25 protein-coding genes are annotated in these 22,313 nt (G+C 68.9%); 12 read left to right on the top strand and 13 right to left on the bottom strand.

Features of this window, described 5'->3' with window-relative positions:
• The first annotated feature begins 3 nt into the window (after positions 1-3).
• Positions 4-984 (top strand): UDP-glucose 4-epimerase GalE, encoded by a 981-nt coding sequence (galE, locus tag AB0F86_RS02125; protein WP_067492813.1) that lies wholly within the window; start codon positions 4-6, stop codon positions 982-984.
• A gap of 23 nt (positions 985-1,007) precedes the next feature.
• Here galE and AB0F86_RS02120 read toward each other — a convergent pair whose 3' ends face one another.
• Positions 1,008-2,165, bottom strand: coding sequence for a DUF4192 domain-containing protein (locus AB0F86_RS02120; protein ID WP_356984015.1), 1,158 nt, complete (start codon positions 2,163-2,165; stop codon positions 1,008-1,010).
• Positions 2,166-2,313: 148 nt separating this feature from the next.
• Positions 2,314-3,042 (bottom strand): sensor domain-containing protein, encoded by a 729-nt coding sequence (locus tag AB0F86_RS02115; RefSeq protein ID WP_356984013.1) that lies wholly within the window; start codon positions 3,040-3,042, stop codon positions 2,314-2,316.
• A gap of 193 nt (positions 3,043-3,235) precedes the next feature.
• On the opposite strand from AB0F86_RS02115, the gene AB0F86_RS02110 reads away from it, so the two are divergent.
• The 5 genes from AB0F86_RS02110 to AB0F86_RS02090 all read left to right on the top strand — a co-directional run bounded on the left by AB0F86_RS02110 (position 3,236) and on the right by AB0F86_RS02090 (position 9,824).
• Positions 3,236-4,171 (top strand): PAC2 family protein, encoded by a 936-nt coding sequence (locus AB0F86_RS02110; RefSeq protein ID WP_181696983.1) that lies wholly within the window; start codon positions 3,236-3,238, stop codon positions 4,169-4,171.
• 39 nt (positions 4,172-4,210) lie between these two features.
• Complete coding sequence (locus tag AB0F86_RS02105) at positions 4,211-6,709, top strand: DEAD/DEAH box helicase (RefSeq protein ID WP_181696982.1); 2,499 nt, start codon at positions 4,211-4,213, stop codon at positions 6,707-6,709.
• A gap of 103 nt (positions 6,710-6,812) precedes the next feature.
• Positions 6,813-7,928 carry a type III PLP-dependent enzyme gene (locus tag AB0F86_RS02100; RefSeq protein WP_356984011.1) on the top strand — a complete coding sequence of 372 codons (1,116 nt, stop codon included), beginning with the start codon at positions 6,813-6,815 and terminating at the stop codon, positions 7,926-7,928.
• An 8-nt stretch (positions 7,929-7,936) separates the two neighbouring features.
• Positions 7,937-9,139, top strand: coding sequence for an adenosylmethionine decarboxylase (gene speD, locus AB0F86_RS02095; protein WP_181697035.1), 1,203 nt, complete (start codon positions 7,937-7,939; stop codon positions 9,137-9,139).
• 127 nt (positions 9,140-9,266) lie between these two features.
• On the top strand, positions 9,267-9,824 hold the full coding sequence (locus AB0F86_RS02090; protein ID WP_181696980.1) for a hypothetical protein: 558 nt from the start codon (positions 9,267-9,269) through the stop codon (positions 9,822-9,824).
• A 12-nt stretch (positions 9,825-9,836) separates the two neighbouring features.
• On the opposite strand, the gene AB0F86_RS02085 is transcribed toward AB0F86_RS02090, so the two are convergent.
• The 7 genes from AB0F86_RS02085 to AB0F86_RS02055 form a co-directional block, all read right to left on the bottom strand.
• Positions 9,837-10,049, bottom strand: coding sequence for a 4-oxalocrotonate tautomerase family protein (locus tag AB0F86_RS02085; RefSeq protein WP_181696979.1), 213 nt, complete (start codon positions 10,047-10,049; stop codon positions 9,837-9,839).
• A gap of 14 nt (positions 10,050-10,063) precedes the next feature.
• A complete protein-coding gene (locus tag AB0F86_RS02080) occupies positions 10,064-10,804 on the bottom strand; it encodes an SDR family oxidoreductase (RefSeq protein WP_181696978.1) in 741 nt (246 codons plus the stop codon).
• Between the two features lie 74 nt (positions 10,805-10,878).
• Positions 10,879-11,469 carry a TetR/AcrR family transcriptional regulator gene (locus AB0F86_RS02075; RefSeq protein WP_181696977.1) on the bottom strand — a complete coding sequence of 197 codons (591 nt, stop codon included), beginning with the start codon at positions 11,467-11,469 and terminating at the stop codon, positions 10,879-10,881.
• Between the two features lie 46 nt (positions 11,470-11,515).
• Positions 11,516-12,115 (bottom strand): energy-coupling factor transporter transmembrane protein EcfT, encoded by a 600-nt coding sequence (locus AB0F86_RS02070; protein ID WP_181696976.1) that lies wholly within the window; start codon positions 12,113-12,115, stop codon positions 11,516-11,518.
• The gene (locus AB0F86_RS02065) at positions 12,112-12,792 is read right to left on the bottom strand and encodes an ABC transporter ATP-binding protein (protein ID WP_356984009.1); all 681 of its coding nucleotides are present in this window, start codon (positions 12,790-12,792) and stop codon (positions 12,112-12,114) included. Before AB0F86_RS02065 ends, AB0F86_RS02070 begins: the two co-directional genes overlap by 4 nt.
• 4 nt (positions 12,793-12,796) lie before the next feature.
• Positions 12,797-13,381 carry a biotin transporter BioY gene (locus AB0F86_RS02060; protein WP_356984007.1) on the bottom strand — a complete coding sequence of 195 codons (585 nt, stop codon included), beginning with the start codon at positions 13,379-13,381 and terminating at the stop codon, positions 12,797-12,799.
• Between the two features lie 80 nt (positions 13,382-13,461).
• Positions 13,462-14,370: a hydrogen peroxide-inducible genes activator gene (locus AB0F86_RS02055; RefSeq protein WP_181696973.1), complete on the bottom strand. Its 909-nt coding sequence runs from the start codon at positions 14,368-14,370 to the stop codon at positions 13,462-13,464.
• A 109-nt stretch (positions 14,371-14,479) separates the two neighbouring features.
• Here AB0F86_RS02055 and AB0F86_RS02050 point away from each other — a divergent pair, with 109 nt between their 5' ends.
• The 3 genes from AB0F86_RS02050 (at position 14,480) to AB0F86_RS02040 (ending at position 16,474) form a co-directional block, all read left to right on the top strand.
• On the top strand, positions 14,480-15,067 hold the full coding sequence (locus AB0F86_RS02050) for a peroxiredoxin (RefSeq protein ID WP_067981263.1): 588 nt from the start codon (positions 14,480-14,482) through the stop codon (positions 15,065-15,067).
• Between the two features lie 44 nt (positions 15,068-15,111).
• The gene (locus AB0F86_RS02045; protein ID WP_181696972.1) at positions 15,112-15,651 is read left to right on the top strand and encodes a carboxymuconolactone decarboxylase family protein; all 540 of its coding nucleotides are present in this window, start codon (positions 15,112-15,114) and stop codon (positions 15,649-15,651) included.
• Between the two features lie 121 nt (positions 15,652-15,772).
• The gene (locus AB0F86_RS02040; RefSeq protein ID WP_356984005.1) at positions 15,773-16,474 is read left to right on the top strand and encodes a PhzF family phenazine biosynthesis protein; all 702 of its coding nucleotides are present in this window, start codon (positions 15,773-15,775) and stop codon (positions 16,472-16,474) included.
• Positions 16,475-16,487: 13 nt separating this feature from the next.
• Here AB0F86_RS02040 and AB0F86_RS02035 read toward each other — a convergent pair whose 3' ends face one another.
• The gene (locus AB0F86_RS02035; protein ID WP_225280497.1) at positions 16,488-17,240 is read right to left on the bottom strand and encodes a hypothetical protein; all 753 of its coding nucleotides are present in this window, start codon (positions 17,238-17,240) and stop codon (positions 16,488-16,490) included.
• Positions 17,241-17,282: 42 nt separating this feature from the next.
• On the opposite strand from AB0F86_RS02035, the gene AB0F86_RS02030 reads away from it, so the two are divergent.
• Positions 17,283-17,576, top strand: a complete 294-nt coding sequence (locus AB0F86_RS02030; RefSeq protein WP_356984003.1) for a hypothetical protein — start codon at positions 17,283-17,285, stop codon at positions 17,574-17,576.
• Positions 17,577-17,660: 84 nt separating this feature from the next.
• Positions 17,661-17,969, top strand: a complete 309-nt coding sequence (locus AB0F86_RS02025; protein WP_356984002.1) for a hypothetical protein — start codon at positions 17,661-17,663, stop codon at positions 17,967-17,969.
• Positions 17,970-18,195: 226 nt separating this feature from the next.
• On the opposite strand, the gene AB0F86_RS02020 is transcribed toward AB0F86_RS02025, so the two are convergent.
• On the bottom strand, positions 18,196-18,774 hold the full coding sequence (locus AB0F86_RS02020) for a DUF5134 domain-containing protein (RefSeq protein WP_356984001.1): 579 nt from the start codon (positions 18,772-18,774) through the stop codon (positions 18,196-18,198).
• Between the two features lie 102 nt (positions 18,775-18,876).
• On the opposite strand from AB0F86_RS02020, the gene AB0F86_RS02015 reads away from it, so the two are divergent.
• Positions 18,877-19,374 (top strand): GNAT family N-acetyltransferase, encoded by a 498-nt coding sequence (locus tag AB0F86_RS02015; protein ID WP_181696967.1) that lies wholly within the window; start codon positions 18,877-18,879, stop codon positions 19,372-19,374.
• Here the strand turns inward: AB0F86_RS02015 and AB0F86_RS02010 are convergent.
• On the bottom strand, positions 19,361-21,172 hold the full coding sequence (locus AB0F86_RS02010) for a hypothetical protein (protein WP_356983998.1): 1,812 nt from the start codon (positions 21,170-21,172) through the stop codon (positions 19,361-19,363). The two genes, AB0F86_RS02015 and AB0F86_RS02010, sit on opposite strands and share 14 nt — an antisense overlap.
• Before the next feature lie 2 nt (positions 21,173-21,174).
• Positions 21,175-22,233 carry a MoxR family ATPase gene (locus AB0F86_RS02005; protein WP_356983996.1) on the bottom strand — a complete coding sequence of 353 codons (1,059 nt, stop codon included), beginning with the start codon at positions 22,231-22,233 and terminating at the stop codon, positions 21,175-21,177.
• Positions 22,234-22,313: the final 80 nt, after the last annotated feature.

Raw genomic sequence — 22,313 nt, 5'->3', positions numbered from 1 at the left:
TTCGTGAAACTTCTGGTCACCGGCGGCGCCGGCTATGTGGGCGGCGTGTGCGCCGCGGTGTTGCTCGAGCAGGGCAACGAGGTGGTCGTCGTCGACGACCTGTCGACCGGTAACGCCGACGGTGTCCCGGCGGGCGCGCGATTCGTCGAAGGCGATATCGCCGAGGCCGCCCCGGCTCTGCTGCGTGCCGAATCCTTCGACGGTGTCCTGCATTTCGCGGCCCAGTCGCTGGTGGGCGAGTCGGTGGAGCAGCCGGCCAAGTACTGGCACGGCAACGTGGCCAAGACGCTGACCCTGCTCGACGCGATGCGCGAGACCGGCACCGGGCGCCTGGTGTTCTCCTCGACGGCGGCGGTCTACGGCGAGCCCGAACAGGTGCCGATCACCGAGGACTCGCCCACTCGCCCGACCAACCCCTACGGCGCGAGCAAGCTGGCGATCGACCACGCCATCACCTCCTACGCGGTGGCCTACGGGCTGGCCGCGACGAGCCTGCGCTACTTCAATGTGGCCGGCGCCTACGCCGGGCTCGGCGAAAACCGTGTGGTGGAAACCCATTTGATCCCCCTCGTGCTGCAGGTGGCACTCGGTCATCGCAAGGCGATCTCGGTGTACGGCACCGACTGGCCCACACCCGACGGCACCTGTGTGCGCGACTACATCCATATCCGCGATCTGGCCCAGGCGCATCTGCTCGCCCTGTCGTCCTCGCAGCCGGGCAGTCACCGCGTTCTCAATCTCGGTTCCGGCACCGGGTTCTCGGTGCGCGAGGTGATCTCGGCGTGCGAGCGGGTGACCGGTCTGCCCATCGAAGCCATCGACGCGCCCCGCCGCGCGGGCGACCCGGCCGTCCTGATCGCCTCGAGCGAGAAGGCGATCGCCGAGCTGGGCTGGACGCCCGAGCACAACGACATCGACGAGATCGTCACCGACGCCTGGGAATTCCTGCGTTCGCTCGGCGACAAGGCGCACAGCGCCCGCTGACACGGCCGACCGGTGCGGCCCGCTCACGGCCGCACCGGCCCCAGGTCGACCCCGAGATCGGCGGCGATCTGGCGCCCGCAGTCGGCCAGCGTGCGCAACCGTTCGGGCCGAAGACCCGACTGCAGCGACGTTTCCAGCAGGACCGCCATCGGATGGTCACCGTCGGCATCCACGGCGGCGGCCAGCGCGATGCCCGCGAACGGCCCGTCGCCGCGCAGATAGGCACTGAAGCCGAGCAACGCGGCGGCCTCGGCCCGGTCGCCCGCCGGGGTGGCCCTGGCCAGCTGTGCCCACAACCCTTCGGCGGCTTCGGCGTGGTCGGTGACGGCCAGCCCGTAGAGCGCGTCCCGAACCGCCCGATCACGCAAAGTGGCAGCCAGCCTGGCGAATTCACGATCGGCGCGTGGCAGTCCCGAGGCGGCGTCGGCGATCTGCCACAGCACCCACTCCAGCGCGCGACGCTGAAACACCGCGCCCTCCCCCACCCGTTCGGCCGTCGCCAGCCCGCCACGGTAGCGGGCGACGGCCGGTCCGAGCTTGCGCCGAACCCGCGCGCACAACTGTTCGTCGGGTTCCACGAGCGCGGTGAGTTCGCCGCGGGAGCGCCGTATCTGCCTGCCGTCGAGCACATGCGACAGCGAGACCATCGAGGAGTCCGGGTCGGCGACCAGCCCGCCGCCGGTCCCGAGCAGACTGCGGTACCGCGCGCCCGCGACGACGGCACGCACCGTCCACGCCCCACGCACCTCGATCCCCTGCGCACCGATCGCGGCGAGCAGCGCGTCGGCGCCCGCGGCGGTGGCCGAGAAGGATCGCTGCCGGTCGTCGATGAAGACGGCGAACACCCCGCTGGCCTGTTCGCGCAGGCAGATCGATCCGAGACAGCCGAGGAAATGCTCGTAGTGGTCGGGATCGGTGACGGCGTCGAGGTCGAAACGCACCACCGCGTCGATCGCGGCGGCGGCCGTGGGGTGCGGGTGCAGTACGGCGACGACGAGGGAGCGTTCCGGAACGAAACCGAGCATGGCCGGAAGCGCGGCGATGAGATCGCCGGGCTCGTCGACGCGGACGGCAGGGGTAGGCAGATCCCGGTAACCCGGGCCTGTCTCTGCGCAGGTGAGCGCCCGGGGAAAGGGTCCTGTGCGGGTGGCCCGCCGGGTCGGGTTGGTCGAAGATGTCATGGCTCGAGCGTCCTCGCCCGCCGTCCCGGCGCCGATGGCGCGACCTGGGCTTATCGCCGCCCTGTGCACAGCGGCAAACCTGTGCACAACCACCGCAGGCGCGGGTCCGGGCGCGCCGAAAATGTCGGTGCCGAGTGGTAGCGGCCGATCAGCGCGTGCGTACGGAGCGCACGGCCGTGGCGAACAGCTCGTCGACGGCGGCTTTGTCGGGTTCGCCCGCACCGAAGGTCATCGAGGTGACGGTGATCCTGATGTCGCCGACGCGCCCGACCGAGGTGTACATGGTCTGCGTCAGCCCCGCCCCACCGACATCCGGAATCACGCTGCGCCGCAAGGTCATCGCCTCGTCGGCACCGGCCGGTACGTGCGCGGAGACCTCGGTGGTGACGGTCGACCCCGCTCCCGCCCGGCTCACCCGGATCTGTTCGCAGGCCCGCAATCGGTCACGCACCCGCGCGAGCAGTTCGGTGGTCCGCGACAGTTCGACGGTGAGACTGGCCCGGCTCACCTCGTCGGTCCCCACCGCCACCGCGGGCGGCTCGGCACCGGGTTCGGACTCCGGCGGTGTGCATTCGACCGGGCTCACGGTCGCACCCATTCCGACGCCGTCCAGATCCCCCGCCGCGGCCGAGGCGGCCTGCGGCGTGAGCACGACAGCCGGATAGGCGGCCGGGAACTCGTGCGGGGCGGGCAGCAGATCGGCGGGCGCGGCCTCGACATGGTGCATCGAGGTGGCGCTCTCGGCGACCGGGATGCCGCTCACCGCCTCGGCACACCCGGTCAGCGCCCCCGCCATCAGCACGGCACAGGCCGCGACCCGCCGACGACCCGCCGTCGTCGGAACGGCCCTGCCGAGCGAGGTGCGCGCCACGTTCACACCCTTCACTGTGCCCCACCGGACCGAGCGGTCGCCGCGCGCCACGCCGGAGGGAATGCCGGGGCGCGTGCGGCTGTTGGAAGCAGGACGAGCCGTCCTCCGGCCGTGTGCGTCGGTCGTGCTCGCATGGGGGACAATGGACGAGCCTCCCCCGCCGCGAGCGTTGGTGGACCGCGTAGGAAGGAGAAACGCGATGGATGACCAGTCGCATATGTACGAACTGGAGTTTCCGGCACCGCAGTTGTCCGCGGACGACGGCGCCGGTCCCGTGCTGGTGCACGGGCTCGAAGGTTTCACCGACGCCGGCCACGCGGTGCGCCTGGCCACGACGCACCTGCGCGAGAGCCTGGAATCGGAACTGGTCGCGTCATTCGACGTGGACGAACTGCTCGACTACCGGTCGCGTCGTCCCCTGATGACGTTCAAGACCGATCATTTCGCCGATTACGCCGAGCCCGAACTGAACCTGTGGGCGTTGCGCGACACGGCAGGTACACCGTTCCTGCTGCTGGCCGGTCTCGAGCCGGATCTGCGCTGGGAGAAGTTCACCACCGCCGTGCGGCTGCTGGCCGAACAGCTCGGCGTGCGCCGCACGATCGGCCTGTCGGCGATCCCGATGGCGATCCCGCACACCCGCCCGCTCGGTGTCACCGCGCATTCCTCGGACCGGTCGCTGCTCGGTGAGCATCAGCGTTGGCCGGGTGAGCTGCAGGTGCCCGGCAGCGCCTCGTCGCTGCTCGAGTTCCGGATGGCACAGCACGGCCACGAATCGCTCGGGTTCTCCGTGCACGTTCCGCACTATCTCGCCCAGACCGACTACCCCGAGGCCGCTCAGACCCTGCTCGAGAGCGTCGCCGACAACACCGGTCTCGAGCTGCCGCTTGCCGCACTCGGCGAGGCGGCCGCGCGGGTGCGCGAGCAGGTCGCCGAGCACATCGCCGGCAACGAGGAGGTGGAGACGGTCGTCGCGGCGCTGGAACGCCAGTACGACAGCTTCGTCACCGCCCAGGAACGCCAGTCCAGCCTGCTGGCCAGTGACGGCGAGCTGCCCAGTGGCGAGGAGATCGGCGCCGAGTTCGAACGGTTCCTGGCCGAGCAGGGCGGCTACGACGACACCGGACGGGACTGACGCACGGTCGCACCGCACCCGCCCACTAGGGTGGTCGGAGTGGATCTGACCGACCTGCTCGAAATTCCCGGTACCGACGCCGACGCGCTCTACGAGTCGTTCGCGCTGTGGGCCGCCGAGCAGGGCACCACCCTGTATCCGGCGCAAGACGAGGCGCTGATGGAGCTGGCGTCGGGGTCCAACGTCATTCTGGCGACCCCGACCGGCTCCGGAAAGTCCCTGGTCGCGGTCGGCGCGCATCTGTTCGCCATGGCCAACGGGCAGCGCAGCTACTACACCGCACCCATCAAGGCGCTGGTGAGCGAGAAGTTCTTCGCGCTGTGCGAGGTGTTCGGCGCCGAGAACGTCGGCATGGTCACCGGTGACGCGGCCGTGAACGCCGACGCGCCGATCATCTGCGCCACCGCCGAGATCCTGGCGAATCTGGCGCTGCGCGAGGGCGCCGCCGCCGAGGTGGGCCAGGTGGTGATGGACGAGTTCCACTTCTATGCCGACCCGGATCGTGGCTGGGCCTGGCAGGTGCCGATCATCGAACTGCCGCGCGCCCAATTCCTCCTGATGTCGGCCACGTTGGGCGAGGTCGACTTCTTCGCCACCGACCTCGAGCAGCGCACCGGCAGGCCGACGGCCGTGGTGGCGGGCACCGAACGTCCGGTGCCGCTGACGTTCTCCTACGTGCGCACCCCCATCACCGAAACCCTCGAGGAACTGGTCACCACCCACCAGGCCCCGGTGTACGTAGTCCACTTCACCCAGGCCGCCGCCCTGGAACGCGCGCAGGCGCTGACCAGTGTGAACTTCGCCTCCCGCGCCGAGAAGGACGCCATCGCCGCCGCGATCGGCGAGTTCCGTTTCGCGTCCGGTTTCGGCAAGACCCTGTCGCGGCTGATCCGTCACGGTATCGGCGTGCATCACGCGGGCATGCTGCCCAAATACCGCAGGCTGGTGGAGAAGCTCGCCCAAGAGGGCCTGCTGAAGGTGGTGTGCGGCACCGACACCCTCGGCGTCGGGATCAACGTGCCGATCCGCACCGTGCTGCTGACCGGACTCACCAAATACGACGGCGTGCGCACCCGCCGACTCAAGGCCCGCGAGTTCCATCAGATCGCCGGACGCGCCGGACGCGCCGGATTCGACACCATGGGCACCGTCGTGGTGCAGGCGCCCGAGCACGAGGTGGAGAACGCCCGCCTGATCGCCAAGGCGGGCGACGACCCGAAGAAGCAGCGAAAGGTGCAGCGCCGCAAGCCCCCCGAGGGGTTCGTGTCGTGGAGCGAGGAGACCTTCGACCGGTTGGTCGCCGCACAACCCGAACCGATGGTGTCGCGTTTCGCGGTCACCAACTCGATGCTGCTCAATGTCATCGCCCGGCCGGGCAACTGCTTCTACGCCATGCGGCACCTGCTCGAGGACAATCACGAACCGCGCCCGGCCCAGCGTAAACACATCCTGCGCGCCATCCGCCTCTACCGTTCGCTGCGCGATGCCGGTGTGGTGCAACAGCTCTCCGAGCCCGACGCCAAGGGCCGGATGGCGCGGCTCACCGTCGACCTGCAACGCGACTTCGCGCTCGATCAGCCGCTGTCGCCGTTCGCGCTGGCCGCGTTCGAGCTCCTCGATCGCGAAAGCCCCACCTACACACTCGATGTCGTCTCCCTCATCGAGGCGACGCTCGAGGACCCGCGGCAGCTGCTGATGGCCCAGCAGCACAAGGCGCGCGGCGCCGCCGTGGCCGAGATGAAGGCCGAGGGCATCGAATACGAGGAGCGCATGGAGCTGCTCGAGGAAGTGACCTGGCCCAAGCCGCTCGCCGAGCTGATCGAGCCCGCGTTCGAGACCTACCGCGCGGGACATCCGTGGGTGTCGGAGTTCGCGCCGTCGCCGAAGTCGGTGGTGCGCGACATGATCGAGCGCGCGATGACCTTCGCCGAGCTCATCTCCTTCTACGAGCTCACCCGCTCCGAAGGTGTGGTGCTGCGCTACCTGGCCGACGCCTACCGCGCGCTGCGCCGCACCGTTCCCGACGCGGCGCGCACCGAGGAGCTCGACGACCTCACCGAATGGCTCGGCGAACTGATCCGCCAGGTCGATTCGAGCCTGCTCGACGAATGGGAACAGCTCACCAACCCCGGCGCCGAGATCGACACCGACCAGGTCGCCTTCGGTGCCGAACAGGTGCGCCCGATCTCGGCCAACGAACGGGCCTTCCGGATCATGGTGCGCAACGCCATGTTCCGCCGCGTGGAGCTGGCCTCGCGACAGCGCTGGTACGAGCTGGATCAGCTCGGGACGGGCCCCGACTGGGCCGAGGAGTTCGCACCCTATTTCGAGGAGTACGAGACCATCGGCACGGGCCCCGACGCGCGCGGCCCGCAGCTGTTCCGGGTGGAGCAGCGGCCCGGTTTCTGGCACGTGCGCCAGGTGATCGACGACCCGGCGGGCGACCACGGGTGGGCGCTGACGGCCATCGTGGATCTCGAGGAGTCCGATGCCGCGGGCGAGGTGGTGTTCGACGAGGTCACGGTGGCGCCCGGCTGAGTCATACCCGATCGATATGACGTATGTGACGAATGTTTGACGGATTCGTTGTTGGGTAGTGGCCGCTGATACTCTCTCCCGGCCGCCGACCGAAAGTTCAACTATGCCCGAATCCCCGTACCTTGTCATCTACCCCGAGCGGGTACGTGCCAACTACCGAACCCTCGCCGCGGCCGTCTCGGCGCAGCGCGAGCAGGGCACCCGGATCAGGTACGCGGTGAAAGCGGCTCCCGTCGACGAGGTGCTCACCCTGCTCGACGCCGAGGGCGCCGAGTTCGACGTCGCCAGTGTCGGGGAGATCGATCAGTGCGTGCGCCTCGGTATCGCGGCGGACAAGCTCTGCTACGGCAATCCGATCAAGAAGGCCGCCCACATCGCCTACGCCCACGCCGCCGGTGTGCGCCGGTTCGCCTTCGACACCGAGGACGATCTCGAGCGCATCGCCGAGCACGCGCCGGGCGCGGAGGTGGAGTGCCGGTTCCTGTCCTCGGCACCGGAGTCGCGCACCCCGTTCGGCACCAAGTTCGGGTGTGCGCCGGGCGAGGCGCTGCGGTTGCTGGTGCGGGCCCGCGATCTAGGCTTGCGTGTCGGTGGCCCGTACTTCCATGTGGGCTCCCAGCAGCTCGATCCGGCCGCCTGGCGGATCGGCATCGAGCAAGCGGGTGAGATCGTGAAGGCCTTGGCGGACAAGGACATTCACGTAGCCGCGGTGAACATCGGCGGCGGCCTGCCCATCTCCTACGCCGAGTCGGCGCCCGAACCGGGCGCGATCGCGGCCGCCGCGGCGCAGGCCGCGGCCGAATTCCTGCCCGCGTCGGTCGATCTGATCGTGGAGCCGGGGCGTGCCCTGGTCGGCAACGCGGGCACCATCCACGCCGAGGTCGTCGGCGTGCGTTTCGCGCCGGACGGGCGGCGCTGGGTGTATCTCGACATCGGCCGATACAACGGTATGGCCGAGACGGAGAACGAGTACATCGCCTACCGTTTCGTCACCGATCGCGACGGCGATCCGGTGGGCGAGGCGGTGGTCGCGGGTCCGACCTGCGACGGCGACGATGTACTGTATCAACGCACGAAGGTCCTTCTGCCGACCACGTTGCGAGCCGGTGATCAGATCCAGATTCTCGACACCGGCGCCTATACCGCGAGTTATTCGTCGGTGTCCTTCAATGGTTTTCCGCCCTTGACCGTTCATGTCTCGGGCGCTGAGCGAGAGTGAGTTTGCCCATGACGGCGGAATTCACCGGCTGGCATGTGCTGGCCGAGTTCGGTGGTGTCGACACAGACCTGTGTGACGATCTCGAACGACTCGAATCGGCGTTGCGTGAGTCTCTGATCGCGGCGGGCGTCACCATCTGCGATGTCGTTCACAAAAAGTTCGAACCGCAGGGGGTGACCGTCCTCGCGCTGTTGTCGGAGTCCCACGCCTCGATTCACACCTATCCGGAGTCCGGCGAGATCTTCGTCGACGTCTTCACCTGCGGCAGCATCGGTGCGGGCGCGACGAAGGCCGTGGAACTTCTGCGAGACAAGTTGTCTCCCAAGGAAGTTCGGATGAAGGTTGTCCAGCGCGGCCACGGCGCCGAGAAGATCTACGAACCGGTGGGCGACGGCCTGACCCGGATCTGGGATCTGCACGAGGTGATCGTCGACACCAACACCCCGTACCAGCACATGGTGATCGCCCGGACCGACCAGGGCATCTCCCTGTTCTCCGACGACGACCGCCAGTCCACCGAGTTCTCCCAGGTCACCTACCACGAGGCCATGATGGTCCCGGCGTTCGTGCTGGCCGAGAAGCTGGACCGGGTGCTCATCATCGGCTCCGGTGAGGGTGTGGCCTCGCAGATGTCGGTGGCGGCCGGGGCGACCCTCGTCGACCACGTCGACATCGACCAGCGCGAGGTCGAGCTGTGCGCCCGGCACCTGCCCTACGGGTACACCCCCGAGGAACTGGCCGCCGCCGTGCGTGGCGAGGGCCCGGTGCACGTGCACTACGCCGACGGCTGGGACTTCCTGGCCAAGGCGCAGGAGGCGGGCACCCGTTACGACGTGATCGTGATCGACCTGCCCGACGAGCGCGTCGAGGACGCCCAGCACAACCGCCTCTACGAGTCGGAGTTCCTGTCCCGATGTAAGGCACTGCTCGCGCCCGGTGGTGTGCTGTCGGCCCAGGCCGGCTGCGCGACGATGTGGCGCAACGAGACCCTCAAGCGGTCGTGGGGACGGTTCCACGAGCAGTTCGCCACCGTGGTGCCCTACGGCAGCGACGAGCACGAATGGACCTTCCTGTTCGGTCTGAACGAGAAGATCGAGGACCCGGTGCGCGGCATGACCGATCGCCTGGCCCTGCTCCCCTACAAGGCCGAGACCATCGACGCCCGCGCCCTCGAGCGCGGCGCGATCGAACCGTACGCCTTGCGTCGCTGAGCACACCACCGAAGGCGGTGATCCGGTTCGTCCGGGTCACCGCCTTCGTCGTTCCCGAAACCGGTGTCGCGCTGCGGCCCGCCTTGGCACCATGCGAGGTGAGTTCCGAACAGAATCGAGTCAGCACGTGACGCACACACCGTTGCCGACGGACGGCCTGATGCCGCCGCGCCGCCCGTCGGCGCACCGCCCGCGCCTGGACCGCCTCTCGGCCGCCGGGGCCGCCGAACTCCGACGCCTGTTCACCGGGGCACCTGCCGTGACGGCCGAGGATTTCGCCCGGCTCGACGGCGACCTGGTGATGCGGACGTTTCCGGCGCCAGGCGCGTCCCTGGGGCGCCTGATGGCACGCCCCTCCTACTTCTGGACCGGCAAGTCCTTCCGGCACATCGACGACCGAACCGCCTTCGGCCACAACTTCTTCCAGCTCCTCGGCGGCCTACGCGCCTTGAACTTCGTTGCCACCGTGGGCGATTCGGTTGTCGACCACAGGCCAGCGGTCCGCCTGGACTACAACGACCCGCGCGTGGGTGCCCGCCGACCGGCCCGCCGCATCTACGACGAACTCCGCGAGATCGAACCGGACCTCTGGCTCGGACCCAGCTTCCTGCTGATGGGCGGGAAGCGTCAGTCGATGGGATGGTTCGCGCTCGACGCGACCGTCCCGTTCCGCGAGATCGGTTGACGGGGTCAGCCTTCAGCCCTGTGTCGAGCGTCGAGCCCGATACTCGGCGACGTTCACGCCACCCACACCCCAGTCGGTCAGCGGCACTTCATCGATGACCACGTAGGTGCTGTCCGGTGCCTTTCCGAGCACATCGAACAGCAGGTCGGTGACACCCTTGATGAGCTGCCCCTTCTGCTCCGGGGTAACCCCTTCGTCGGTGACCTTGATATTCACATACGGCATGACCCGATTCCCTTCTACGCTGCTCGACCGGAGATGAACCCGCCGTCGACGGGGAGGATGTGGCCGGTGACGAACTCGGCGTCGGCCAGGTACAGCACTGCCGTGGTGGTTTCGGTGACGTGGCCCATGCGATCGAGCAGGGCGAGGCGGCCGAGTGCCGTTTCGTCGGCGCCGGCGATGAGCGGAGTGCGGATGAAACCGGGTGCCACCGCGTTGACGCGGATGCGATCGACGGCCAGTTCGGCCGCCAGGCTGGTGGTCAACGCGTGGATCGCGCCCTTGCTGACCAGCGGCGCCGAGGCGGGAGTGCCGGAAAGGGCATGGTTCACCAGCACCGTGCCGATGTTGACGATGCCACCGCCGTCGCCCTGCTCGCGCAGCCGGCGAACGACCGCCTGGGTGGTGAAGTAGGTGCCCTTGAGGTTGCCGTCGAGATAGCTGTTCAGTTCCTCCTCGGTGACATCGGTGAACGGGGTCGCCGCGAACGTCCCGGCATTGTTGACCAGCACGTCTACCCGCCCGAAGCGCTCGACGGCGGCCGAGACCAGGGCCGAACCGGTGGCGGGCGAACCGATGTCGCCCACCACCGTGGCGGTGCGTTCGGGGGCATCCAGCTCGGCGGCCACGGCGGCGAGCTTGTCCGGGTCACGCCCGTTGAGGACCACATTGTCGCCGCGCGTGAGGAAGGCCCGGGCGATATCGCGCCCGATCCCGCTGGAGGATCCGGTCACGATGACCGTCTTGATAGTGGACATGACTTCCCTTTCAGTTGATACGACCGGTCGTCTTGGAATGGGTACACGACAACCAGCCGGTAGATCCGGTCCGCTCAGGGCCGGAAGTAGTCGTCCAGCAGGCGCCGCAGACATTTGCGCAACGGCTCGACGGTGCGCTGGAGTTTCATGCGGATCACCGCACCCTCCCACGACTCGAGCAGCAGGTCGGCCAGGTCGACCGCGTCCACATCGGCACGGACGGTGCCTGCCGCCTGGGCCGCGCGCAGGGCTTCGGCCACACCGTCGCGCCAGGCGGTCCAGGCGGCCGAAAGCTCTTCCCGCAGCACGTCACTGCCCTCGAGTTCGGCGGCCAGGTTCGCCAGCAGACAGCCGCCGGTGAAGTCGGTGCGGACGAACTCGGCGGTCTGGCGTTCGAAGAAGGCACGCACACCGGCGAGCGGTTCGTCGGTGGAGCCGAAGGCATCCGCGAGGTTGCGCTGAATACACAGCGAGTGGTGTTCGATGACCGCCTGGGCGAAGGTTTCCTTGCTGTCGAAGTAGTTGTAGAACGACCCCTTGGGGACCCCGACCTTGTCGAGCACCTGCTTGATGCCGGTGCCGTGGTAGCCGTGGGACAGCAGATCGGCCGCGCCCTCCTCGATGAGAAGGGCGCGCGTGTCGTCGCTGCGCCTGGGACGTGCCATGCGCTGAATATACGACCGGTCGTCTACTAATGCAACCCGAGCGTTCTCAGTCGTCGACCCCGCGGGCGGCGAGCGCGTCACCCATCGCGTCGGCCGTACGAAGGGCACGTACCACGACCGGCGTCACGAGGGCGGTGGCCGACCAGGAGACGCCGCGCGCTCGTCGCGCCTGGGCGACATCGTGAACGATGCCGGCCAACAGCGGGACGCACCGGATCGCCAGGGCCAGCAGCAAACTCACGCGCTCGGGGTCGACGCCGACCCGGCGCAGCGGGCCCAGGGCGCGGACGAGCGCGTCGAGCATCGCGGTGACACGGGTGGTGACGGTGACCAGCGCGGCGAGGGCCACCGAGACGAGCAGGACGCCGCAGACGGCGACAGCCCGGGTGGGGGTGGTGGTGAGCAATTGGAAGACGCCGATGATCAGGGTCATCCACAGCACCGGGCGGATCTGCGCCACCGCCACCCGCCAGGAGATGCGCGCCAGGGCGAACAGCAGGGCGACCGTCACCGCGGCGCCCGCCACGGCCAGTGGCGTGCGCGCGAAGACCGTCATCGCGACGATCGCCAGAACCAGCAGCAGAAGTTTGAGACCGGCGGGCATGCGGTGCACCAGCGAGTCGCCGGGGCAGTACAGGCCGATCATTCGACCAGGCGCCGGTATGCGCCGACGGCGTCGGCCGGGGCACCGTCGAAGGCGACAGAACCGTTGTCCAGCACCACGACTCGATCGAAACCGTCGAGCAGGGCGAGCTGGTGGGTCACCACGATCACCTGCTGGTCGAGCGAATTCAGGGCCTGCGACACCAGGCGGGCGTTGCGCAGGTCGAGCAGGGTGGTCGGTTCGTCGGCGACGATCACCTCGGGCTCGCGGATCAACGCCGAACCGAGCGCCAGCAACTGCTTCTGCCCACCGGAGAGCAGGTGCGCGGGATGGTCGGCGTGCCCGGCGAGACCGAACCGGTCGAGCATGCGCCGCACCCGGTCGGCGATCTCGGTTCGGCTCAGCCCGCTGCGCCGCAACGAGAAGGCCAGATCCTCACCGACCGTCGGCATCACGATCTGGGTGTCGGGATCGGTGAACACGAACCCGACCTTGCGCCGCACCTGGGCGCCTTTGCGGGCGGCGTCGATCCCGTCGACGGTGACGGTGCCGGTGGTCGGCTTCAGCAGGCCGTTGAGCATGCGGGCCAGCGTCGACTTCCCGGAACCGTTGGCGCCGATGAAGCCGACACGTCGCTCGGTGATGGTCAGGTCGATATCGCGCAACACCACCCGGTCACCGAACCGGTGGCCGACCGAATCGACGACGATCTCACTCATCGGCTCACGCGCGGATCAGCCCGGGGTACGCCCGGTGCACACCCTTGGCGACCACCGTCGCGATGACGACCTTGGCCAGGTCGCCGGGCAGGAATGCGAAGTTGCTCGAGATCGCGGCCCACAGACCCAGTTCGGTGCGGACCAGCAGGCCCGCGGTGCCGAACAGGTAGATGACTACGATGCCGCCGAGGGCGTTGATCAGCAGACCGAGAGCGAGCGGGTATTTCGGCAGGATCCGGGCGGTGAGCCAGCCGATCAGCAGGGTCGCCGGGATCCACCCGATCAGATAGCCCGCGGTCGGCGAGGCCAGCGCGGTCAGGCCGGTGCGCCCACCCGAGAGCAGCGGCAGCCCGATCAGCGTGAGCGCGATGAACACGGCGACCGCCGCGGCACCTTTGCGCGCGCCGAGGATCGCGCCGGTGAGGATCACGCCGAGGGTTTGCAAGGTGATGGGGACGCCGCTGAAGCCGACGGTGATCGCGCCCGGCAGCCCGAGGGCGGCGATCAGCGCGGCGAACACCGCGATCTGCGCCAGGTCCCGGGCGGCGAAGCGGCCGGTACGCGTGGCGGTGTTCTCTGGATCGGGCACGTCGGACTTCCTTTGCACAAGCAATTGAACGATGTTCAAAATAGCAGTCGAGCTGGGCGGCGGTTCGAGTGGTTCGGGGCTCAGAAAGGCCGCTTCGAGCGGATCACCGCCGCCAGGTACTCGTAGTCGTCGGCCCGGGCCGAGGACGCGCGGTAGGCCAGGCCGATCGTGCGTCCCGGCGCGGGATCGGCGAACCGCGCGGTCTCGAGGGTGCCGCGCGCGGTTTCGGCCGGCACCGCCATCTGCGGGATGAGCGTCACTCCGAGCCCGCCCGCCACACACTGCACCACGGTGGTCAGCGAGGCGGCGCGGGTGTCACCGACCGAACCGGGATGCACCTCGGCGGTGCGGCACAGTTCGAGCGTCTGATCGCGCAGGCAGTGACCCTCGTCGAGCAACAACAGAGGCAGGTCGGCCAGAACCGGCGCGGCCAGGTCGGTGCGCCCGGCCAGCTCGTGCCCGCGCGGTGTCACGAGCACGAATTCTTCGGAGTAGAGCGGGATTTCGACCAGACCGGGCGCTTCGCTCGGCAACGCGAGCACCGCCACGTCGAGCACACCGGTACGCAGGCCGTCGAGCAGGCGGGCCGTCTGGTCCTCCACGACCTGGGGCACCAGGTTGGGCAGTTTGCGGCGCAGCTCGGGCAGCAGGCCGGGCAGCACATACGGGGCGACGGTCGGGATGATGCCCAACCGCAGCACGCCACCGAGGCTGTCGCCGGTCGCCGAGGCGACGAAACGGTCGGCCGCCTCGAGCGTGGCCATCGCCTGTGGCAGCAGCCGCATCCCGGCGGCGGTGACCAGCACCCGGCGCGTGCTGCGCTCGATCAGCTGCAGGCCGAGGCCGTTTTCCAGTGATGCGAGTGCCTGCGATAACGTGGGTTGGCTCACAGCCAAACGCGCTGCGGCAGTGCCGAAATGCCGGTATTCGGCGACGGCGACGAACGCACGCAGCTGCGAGAGGGTTGGCTGATAAGTCTGATCAGTCACGCCTATCAGTGTAGAACGAGCGATCGGCTTTACCTTTCAGTAGGCTTTGGGCAAGATCTTTGCGGGCTCACACGACGAGCACGACCACACCATCAACGAGGAGATGAGCATGGCTCTGCTGACCATTGGCGACCAGTTCCCGGCATACAACCTCAAGGCCGTCATCGGAGGCGACCTGTCGAAGGTCGACGCGCAGCAGCCCGACGATTACTTCACCCAGATCACCAGCGACGACCATGCGGGCAAGTGGCGGGTCGTGTTCTTCTGGCCGAAGGACTTCACCTTCGTCTGCCCCACCGAGATCGCGGCGTTCGGCAAGCTGAACGACGAGTTCGCCGACCGCGACACCCAGGTCCTCGGCGCCTCGGTGGACAACGAGTTCGTGCACTTCCAGTGGCGTGCGCAGCACGAGGATCTCAAGACCCTCCCCTTCCCGATGCTGTCGGACCTCAAGCGTGAACTGGCCGCCGCCACCGGCGTTCTCAACGCCGACGGTGTCGCCGACCGCGCCACCTTCATCGTCGACCCGAACAACGAGATCCAGTTCGTCTCGGTGACCGCCGGTTCCGTCGGCCGCAACGTCGACGAGGTGCTGCGCGTGCTCGACGCCCTGCAGTCCGACGAGCTGTGCGCGTGCAACTGGAAGAAGGGCGACCCGACCATCAACGCGGGCGAGTTGCTCTCCGCCAGCGTCTGATCCACCCTTCTCCACCCGATCCCCCTGACAGGAGCGCCTTTTCCATGAGCATCGAGAACCTGAAGAACTCTCTTCCCGAGTACGCCAAGGACCTCAAGCTCAACTTGTCCTCGATTTCGCGCACCACCGTGCTGAACGAACAGCAGCTGTGGGGCACTCTGCTCGCCTCCGCGGCCGCCACCCGTTCGGCCACCACCCTGCGCGAGATCGCCGAGGAAGCCGCCGACGTGCTGTCCGCCGAGGCCTACGAGGCCGCGCTGGGTGCCGCGTCGATCATGGGCATGAACAATGTGTTCTACCGGGGCAAGGCGTTCCTGGACGGCAAGTACGACGATCTGCGCGCGGGCCTGCGGATGAACATCATCGGCAACCCGGGCGTGGAGAAGGCCGATTTCGAACTGTGGTCGTTCGCGGTCTCCTCCATCAACGGCTGCGCGCACTGCCTCGATTCGCACGAGAAGACGCTGCGTGAGGCCGGTGTCTCGCGTGAGGTGATCTTCGAGTCGCTGCGTGCGGCGGCGATCGTGGCCGGTGTCGGCCAGGCCGTCGCAGCCACCGAGGCGCTGGCCGCGGCCGCCGTCTGATCCGCTCGTCGCACGACCCCGATCCGCGTAGCCGGGTCGGGGTCGTTCGCGTTCGCGCGCGTGACGCGGCGCGAGAACCGCCCGGACGGCGGTGTTGATCTTGCGCGGTAGGCTCGCGAGCATGAACGCACACGATGTGCCGGAAGCCCCTGACATCCAGGTCGAGGTCGTCCGCGTGTTCACCGATCCGACGGGCAGGCTCGGCAATGCGCTCGGTATCGCCCGCGCGGGCGATGTCGTCGCGCTCGACAAACAGGAACTCGCCGCGCGGCTTGGGTTCAGCGAGACCACGGTGGTCGGGGAACCTGTCGACGGTGTCGCCGACGTCCGGATCTACACTCCGGCCGTCGAACTGCCCTTCGCCGGGCACCCCACCGTGGGCACCGGATGGTGGATGGCCGCGCGCGGCACTCCCGTGCACACGCTGAACGTGCCGGCGGGCCCGGTCCGGGTGACCGAGACCGACGGGCTCACCTGGATCACCGCCCGCGCCGAATGGGCCCCGGATTTCACCTTCCACCAGGCCGGTTCACTCGACGAACTGGCCCTGCTCCGCTCCTCGGACTACACCGAAGGCCAGCATTACGTGTGGACGTGGGCCGACGAATCGCGCGGTGCCGTGCGCTCCCGGATGTTCGCGCCCGCCATGGGCATCGCCGAGGACGAGGCGACCGGCGCGGCCGCCGTCGCCCTCACCGCCAAGTTGCGGCGCGGGCTAGTCATCACCCAGGGGCAGGGTTCCCAGCTCTACACCGAGTGGGATTCCGACGGCTGGGTGCGCCTGGGCGGACGCGTCGTCGAGGACCACGTGGTGGTGCTCTGATTCCGGTTCGCAGCTAACTCCCGAAGCGGGGCAACCACGGCGGCCTGCCGGTCCGGGCACCGCGTCGGCCCGGGCTGTCGATCGCGGCGAGGATGCGCTGTTCCAGGTTGCGGGGTGGGGGCTGCCGATCGTCGGCGGCCAGTTGGGCCAGCAGCTCGTGCACTCCCCCGACTCTGGCGTCGAACTGGGCGAGGCCGGTAGTGGTCGTGGCGGCCAGCTTGTTCTCGATGTGGTGGTGCTCGAGTTCGGCGACAGCATCGAGGGCGTAGGCGTCGGCGAGGGCGAGGACCGAACCGGGCGGGGTCCAGGGGCGGCGCGCGGCGACGCGGACGAGACGCTGGTGGGCGAGGCGTTCGATGCCCTCGGCCAGCAGGCGGGTGACGGCCGGGACGCGCATCCCGAGTTCCCGGGCGATGGAACGGTAGGTGCGCCCACCGTAGTAGGCGAGGACGAAGACTTCGCAGCGGCTGTCGAGCGGGTCGAAACCGAGTCGGGCCGAGGCGGCCAGCCAGGGGATGTCGATGCGGTCGTTGCGGTCCAGGCGCAGACGCTGGATGGCGAGGCGGTGCACCTGGGCCAGGAGTCTGGTGTGCAGGGTCGGCATGTACCGGGTGCCGGTCGCGTCGGGTGTGTCGAAGTGGGCCGGGTCGGCGAGGGGGTCGGTGACATCGAAAGGCGCGGCACCGTCCGGGTGACCTGCGACATCGAGGCGCCCTGCACGATCTAGTAGGCCCGCACCATCAGTCGAACCGACACCGTCGAACATGACCGCGTCGCCCGACAGACCTGAGTCCAGCAGTCGGCTCGCATGGTGTCCGCGATCCGCGTGTTCCGTTCGGCCTGCTCGGCGGTGGAGGTATACCTCGCTGTCTCGGCGTGCGAAACCGAGCCGTGGGTCGTGCAGCGCCGCGTAGTCGGGGCGACCGGAGTCATCGAGGCGATCCCTGTGGTCGTCTCGCTCCGGGTGGTCGTATCGGCCTGTGTGGTCGCGGCGGCCCGCTCGATCCAGTCGGCCTTCGTTGTCGAGCCGACCCCTCCGGTCGTGCGGCACCTCGAATCTCGGCTCATGACCGAGGCTGCCTGTGTCACCGAAGCGACCTGAACAGCCGTCGCCGCCCTCATCGTCGCTCCGGCCCGAACGAGACGTCCCACCCGAGTGCCCGAGGGCACCCGAACGGTCGAACCCGTGCGGATTGCCGAATCCGCCCGAACGGTCCAGACCTCCCGGATGATCTCGTCCGGTCGAGTGATCCCACCGGCGGGCATCGTCGCGACGGTCGGCGTTACCCGAGTGGTCCTCGTGATCGAAGCCGCCGGCGTGATCGGGGTGGCCGCCGAGGTCGGTGCGTGGTTCGTTCGCGACGAATGCCGAACGGCCCCACGGTGTGGCGAGGTCATGGCACGCATCACCGGCCGGGACACGACCGTTGCTCTCGGTAATCCACGGACTCGCGGCGATGCGCTGAAAACCTTCGCGGACAACCTCTTCCGCTGATCCCCGCCTGCGCAGGATCCGCAGGGCGAGGCCGTAGGCGGCCGGGCCCGCGTCGCGGTAGAGCGCACGCACCACCTCACGGTCGGCGGCGGTCGGCCGGATTTCCGGTGGGGGCGTACCGAATCCCCGACGCCCGGGTGACATGCCTGAAACGCGTTGTCCACTCATAGTCGAATTCCTGTCCGCACAAAGGCGATTCGCAGCCCGGACGGTTGTGGATCGGTATTCACCCGCCGACAGCGGCGATCAACATGAATGCCGTCCCGATATCCATCACCACATGGGGCACCAAGGCCGAGGTCAGGGGGTGTGTGCCTGCCGGATGGGCGAAGCGGTGCCAGCGCGGCCGGTGACCGACGGTGCCGAGCGCGACGAGCGCGTCGAGCACGAACAGCGCCGCCAGCACCAGCGCGGGCCCGGGCGGGATTCCGGTATGACCGGATCCGTGCCCGGCCATGGCGTAGAGCATCACCGCCGCCGCCACCGTGTGATACCCCAGCGCGAGCACCCCGTCGGCCGTCGGCACCACCCCGTTGCGCCACTGCACGACCCGCTCGGCGAGCAGCAGCGCGAAGGCCACCGTGAGCGCGGTCAGCAAACCGCGCATCGCGTGTGGGTCGGTGGCGGCCGGGAACACCAGCATGGCCAGCATCACCAGGCACATCAGCAGGTGCGCGCCGTCGGCCGCCGCGTCCGCCCGGACCGCGCGCCTGCTCAACCGAACGACCACGATCCCGGCCGCCAGCACGAACGCCGACACCACGGCCCACCGCAAAACCGCATAGTCCTCCACGAATTCGGCCACGCCCCACCACCTTCGGCTCGCCCCTCGTCCTCATAGTCGCATCGCCCACCCCGGCCGTGTGCCGTTTTCCCGCGTCACATCCGCCCCGGGCACAATGGAGCGATGCACGACACCACCCGGGCGGAGCAGCTCACCCTCGCCGTCGACGACCTCACCGGCGACCAGATCACCACCCTGCTCACCGAGCACCACACCGAAATGGCGGGCAACTCCCCCGCGTGCAGCATGCACGCCCTCGACCTGACCGGGTTGCGCGATCCGGCGGTCACCGTGTGGAGCGCGTGGTCGGGTCCGGCGCTTGTCGGCTGCGGCGCCCTGAAGGAGCTGGATCCGGAGCACGGCGAGATCAAGTCCATGCGGACCGCCGCCGGATTCACGGGTCGTGGTGTCGCCGCCGCGGTGCTCGCCCAGCTGATCGAGGAGGCCGAGCGGCGCGGATACCGGCGCCTGAGCTTGGAGACGGGCACGAGCGAGTTCTTCGCCCCGGCCCGGCGCCTGTATCTGCGGCACGGCTTCGTCGAATGCGGGCCGTTCGCCGACTACACCCTCGACCCGTACAGCCAGTTCTTCACCCTCGAACTGGCCGTCACCGGATCCTGAACACCGGGCCTTTCGGGGTGAAGGGAAGGGACGCGCCCGCGGGGATCAGGAAGGCGTGTTCGCCGCGGATGCGTAACGCATCGCAGTCGCCGTCGGTGATGACGAGAATCGGGCCGTCGGCCGGAAAGTCGTCGGCGCGTTCGAGGAGCCGGACGGCGGGTTGCAGCACCGTGCCGCCCCGGCCGCGCACGCGCATTCCGGCGGCGATGTCTTCCACCGCGACGTACCCCGCGTCGTAGGGTGCCGCGTCGCAGTAGACGACACGGGCGCGTGGCACGTCCCTGGCCAGCGCGTACGAGGCGATGGCGCCGAGTCCCTTGCCGAGCAGGGTGACGTTCATCGACAGCGAGGTATCGAGAACCACACCGAAGGTCGGCAGGCGCACGTTCTCCTCCGGCCGCACCCACGCCGGGCGCGGGATGTCGGGGGTGGCGGCCTGCCTGCGGGAGGCGAGGGCGTAGCTGCGGCGTTTGTCGACGGTGGGTATGTGCTCGTCGAACCACTGAGCCAGCCGCGCGTCCCACGGCAGCGGCGGCTGATCGAGGGCGCGAATGGCCTGCTCCAACGCGGCCGGGACATGTCCGCGACCGCTGTCGGTGTGGTAGGCCAGCCCGGTGACCAGCGCGTTGCGGTAGTACTCGTCGAGGTCGACATAGCGGCCGGCGCTGCCGGGATGCGGCAGGGGCTCGCCGAGGACATCGCCGCGTCCGCGTCCGCGCAGCGTGGCGAGCTTGCGTAACCTGCGCAGATCGCCGGCTATGCGGTCGTAGATCTCCTCGGCCGAACACCCTTTCAGTTCCGGGTCGTAGAGCAGGCCTTCGGGCATCTGCCCGACGTTCATCTCCACCAACCAGCCGTTGACGACGTAATCGCAGGCGACATTGAACAGGTAGTGGTCGCGCCAGTCCGCGCGTTCGCCGTGGCGCAGGGCCGCGTGCAGCATCTCGTGCGCGAGCACGAACCGCCATTCCTCTTCGCCGAGCCCGGCGTAGGGATTCACATAGATCTCGGCGGCGTCGGCGTTCACGGCGGCGATCGAGATATCGGCGGCCCGAACGACTTCCACATCGGCGACCACGGTCATCCCGGCGGCGAGCGCACCGAGCAACGGGAACGACGAGACGAACCAGCCTAGCGCCGCGTCCCACTGCGTGCGTGGCCGCTTCCCGTCGGGTGTGTGGTCACCACCCGCGGTGGCCAGGGCGACACGGGCGGCGTCGGACACCCCCGCCGCGAACCGGGCAGGCGCATCGACACGGGCGGCCGTCTCGGCGTCGGTGAGCAGGAAGTCGGGAGGTCCGGTGCGCGCGAACGCGTCCGGCACCGCGGTGTCGTGCCAGCGCGCGGCGGCGGCGTGCTCGTCGGTCAGTGCGGGTGGCACCGGATCGGGCGGGGTGCCGATCTTCATCGTCGCCAGATAGGTGTCGACGGCGGCGCAGCACGCGGCGCGGTACACCGGATGCGGCGCGCGCACCCGGGAGGAGAACCAGGCGTCCTCGCTGGCCAACCCGATGATGTTGGTAGGCAGCGTATTACGCGGATCGAGGTGCCCGAATCCGGCGTGCAGCAGGCAATGCGCGAAGGTCCACGCCCATTCCTGCGCCGTGGCACGCCGATTCGGGTGGTACTCGAGACGGCCGCCCGCTAGCCGTGCCCACATCTCGTGCGGTGCGCGCTTGTCCAACTGGTACAGCTCACCGGCCAGCGGGCGCAACGCCGGATGCCCGCGCACGATCGCCCACCCGTCTAGGACAGCCTGGTACCACGGGTCGATCCGGCGCGTTTTGCGTGCACCCATGCTCAGCGCCGCGCGGCCAGTCGCGGCAGATCACGCGACACCTCGATGAGGAACCACGACGGCAGCACCGGCACGCCCTCGGCATCGGCGGCGATCACCAACTGCGCGCATTCCACGGAGATCTCGGCCAGCTCCACCAGCAGCGACTTGGCGCGCAGGACGAAGCGGCGGACCGAGGCGGAGGTGTGGTCGCGGTCGCCGGGCAGTTCCTTCACGAGGCGGGCCCGCATCGTCTCGGCCAGGAAGTACAGCAGGTCACGGTCGGCCGGATCGCGCGGCCAGCCGGCATCGCCCTTGAAGACGGCGTCGAGGTCGAAGGCGTGGCGCACGGTCTTGACGAAGGCGCGGAAGCCGGAGGCGTGGCCGAGGGTGAGGGTGCCGGTGGCCAGCACATTCAGCGTGGTGTCGTCGATGTCGTCGCCGCAGGAGTACAGCGCGTCGGAGAGCATGTGCCACCCACGTGGGGTGGAGAAGGGCGCCTCGGTTTTGGGCGGTGCCGACCACAGGTGGTCCGGGCGCTGGGTGAGGTAGCGGATCACCCACGGATGGATGTCGTTGACGGCCGCCCATTTCAGCCAGTCGTCCACATCGGCGCGCAGATGCAGGTGCACCATGCGGTTGACCAGCGCCGAGGCCATCGGGCGGGCCAGCGCGTTGTCGGTGGCCCGGTTGCCCGCCCCGATCACCACCGACCCCTCGGGCAGTTCGTAGGTGCCGATGCGCCGATCCAGGATCAGGGAGTAGAACGACTTCTGCACCTCGGGCGAGGCGGCGTTGAGTTCGTCGAGGAACAGGCAGTAGGGCTGGGCGCGGGCGATCAGCTCCGGCGGCGCGAACCGGCTGCGGCCGTCCACGATCTGGGGCACCCCGATGAGATCCTCGGGCGCGAGCTGGGTGCCGAGCAGGGTGACACAGGCAAGGCCGAGCGAGTCGGCGAAGGTGCGCACCAGCGAGCTCTTCCCGATTCCCGGTGCGCCCCAGAGGAATACGGGCCGCACCACAGCGACATGCAGCAGTAGTTCCGGTAGCTGGTCCGGTGTCACCGTGACGGATGCCTGCAACGTGGTTCCCTCCCCTGTCTGCGTCGGAGCAGGAGAGTATCGGGCGGATCGCCCGGCCCGCCAGCGAGTTTCGCGGACGG

Origin of the sequence: Nocardia sp. NPDC023733 (assembly GCF_040639775.1) — a bacterium.
Lineage (GTDB): Bacteria > Actinomycetota > Actinomycetes > Mycobacteriales > Mycobacteriaceae > Nocardia > Nocardia rosealba.
This window is presented reverse-complemented; position numbering and strand designations above follow the sequence as displayed.